The organism is Leifsonia sp. KNZ12-8B, from assembly GCF_056755495.1.
In genome coordinates, this window is sequence record NZ_JBPGXM010000233.1 from 1 (window position 1) to 2,151 (window position 2,151).

Annotated in this window: 2 protein-coding genes; one reads left to right on the top strand and one right to left on the bottom strand. The window is 71.7% G+C overall.

What is annotated here, in order from left to right:
- Positions 1 to 3 precede the first annotated feature (3 nt).
- Positions 4 to 837: a neutral zinc metallopeptidase gene (locus ACR9ZG_RS18710; RefSeq protein WP_481286349.1), complete on the bottom strand. Its 834-nt coding sequence runs from the start codon at positions 835 to 837 to the stop codon at positions 4 to 6.
- A 145-nt stretch (positions 838 to 982) separates the two neighbouring features.
- On the opposite strand from ACR9ZG_RS18710, the gene ACR9ZG_RS18715 reads away from it, so the two are divergent.
- A partial coding sequence (locus ACR9ZG_RS18715) for a Gfo/Idh/MocA family protein (RefSeq protein WP_481286350.1) occupies positions 983 to 2,151 on the top strand: 1,169 nt, incomplete at its 3' end.

A 2,151-nucleotide genomic window follows, 5' to 3' on the forward strand; every position in this document is an offset into this window, starting at 1 on the left:
GGGTTATTCGGTGGGGAGGCAGGCCTCGACGCCGCCCTGGCGGCCCGCGTCGAAGTACTCGATGCGCTGGAAGGTGTCGCCGTGGTCGGTGGTATCGGTCCAGCCGGTCGAGTCGGCGAGCGAGGTCAGCGCGTTCGCGATCTCCTTCTCGTCACCCTCCTCGAACTGCAGCGTGCCGTCGGCCACGGCGCCGTACAGGGCCGCGGCGGCGAGACAGTCGGCCTGCAGCTCGTACGCGTTGGTGGTGACATCGTTCACCCGGGCCTGGATGCTGTGCCCCCACTCGTGCGCGACGACCAGGTAGGCGAAGGCGTCGCCCGACCGGTAGCCGTCGCTCATCAGCGACACGTCCCAGGCCAGCTCGTCGGTCTCGCCGCAGTAGAAGGCGTTGCCGGCCTCCATCGGCTCGCCGTTGCAACTGGGTGCGCTGTCCGGGTCGGCACCGTCGTAGTAGCCGTAGACCGTCGGCGACGTGTATTCGCCGGTGAACCAGTCCGACCAGTGGTTCGCCCAGAAGGTGTCGACGACGTCGACGGCGGTCTGGGTGTCCTCGTCGAGCGCCGCCAGATCGACGGTGTCGGCGGTGCCGTCCGCGCCGTCGGCAGCGTCCGTGCTATCGGTCTCGGCGGGGTCAGGGGTGGCGGTGGAGGTGGTCGGAGGTGCGGAGGTCTGTCCGGCCGAGCCGCCCCAGCGGATGCTGATGCAGCCGCTCAGGGCGACGACGGCGAGGGTGGCGACGGCGACGGAGGCGACGGCCCGGGAGGCGGTTCTGGCGGCGGTTCGGGAGGCAGCGCGGGAGGCGGCGGTGCGGGTGGTGCGGCGGACGACGGGGGTCACGGGATGCTTCTTTCGGGTGGTGGCGATCGCGCGCGGATGCCGTCACCGTAGCGCCGCGTGAGGAAACCTCACAATACGGGCGCGCACTGAATCACACGTGTTCGGGATGACATCCCGGGCGGAGACGCGGGGCAGGATGGAAGCCATGACGGACACCAGCACGGCAGACCTGCGCATCGGCGTGATCGGGTACGGCAACCGCGGGCGTCTCGCTCAGGAGGCGCACCGGCCGGGGGAGGGGTCGCGGGTCACCGCGGTGTGCGACCCGAGCGAGCGGTCGCGCGCCGAGGCGGCCGCCGACTTCCCGGAGGCGCTCATCACCGCGAGTCTGGACGAGCTGCTCGCCTCTGGCGTTGACGCCGTCATGGTGGTGACGCCGGACCACCAGCACGCGGCCGTCGCGATCCCCGCGCTGGAGGCGGGCGTCGCCGTGTTCTGCGAGAAGCCGCTCGCCATCTCGCTCGAGGACTGCGACCGGATCCTGGAGGCGGCGCACCGCACGGGCTCCCGGCTGTACGTCGGGCACAACATGCGGCACATGCCCGTGGTGACGCTGATGCGGCGGCTGGTCGACGAGGGCCGCATCGGGCAGGTGAAGGCGGTGTGGTGCCGCCACTTCGTCGGCAATGGCGGCGACTACTACTTCAAGGACTGGCACGCGGACCGGTCGAAGTCGGTGGGCCTCCTGCTGCAGAAGGGCGCCCACGACCTCGACGTGATCCACTGGCTGGCCGGCGGGTACGCGCGCGGCGTGCAGGCGATCGGAGCGCTCAGCGTGTACGGCGACATCGAGGACCGGCGCGACCGGTCGGGGGAGCGGGTCGGCGACTGGTTCAGCTTCGACAACTGGCCGCCGACGGCGCAGACCGGCCTCAACCCGGTGGTCGACGTGGAGGACATCTCGCAGGTGAACCTCGTGCTCGACAACGGGGTGCTCGCGTCGTACGAGCAGTGCCACTTCACGCCCGACTACTGGCGCAACTACACGGTGATCGGCACCGAGGGGCGGATCGAGAACGTCGGCGACACCGACGGCGCCGAGGTGCGGTTGTGGAACCGGCGGCACGGCGGCGCGGCGCCCGCGGACGAGACCTTCGTCGTCGCGGACGGCGAGGGCGGCCACGGCGGGGCCGACGCGCTGCTGGTCGCCGAGTTCCTCCGGTTCGCCCGCGAAGGCGGGGCGACGGTCACCTCGCCCGTCGCCGCGCGGCAGGCGGTCGCCGCCGGATTGGTGGCGACCGCCTCCATCCGGGGCGACGGGAGGCTGCTGCCGGTGCCGCCGCTCGATCCCGAGCTGGTCGCGTACTTCGACGC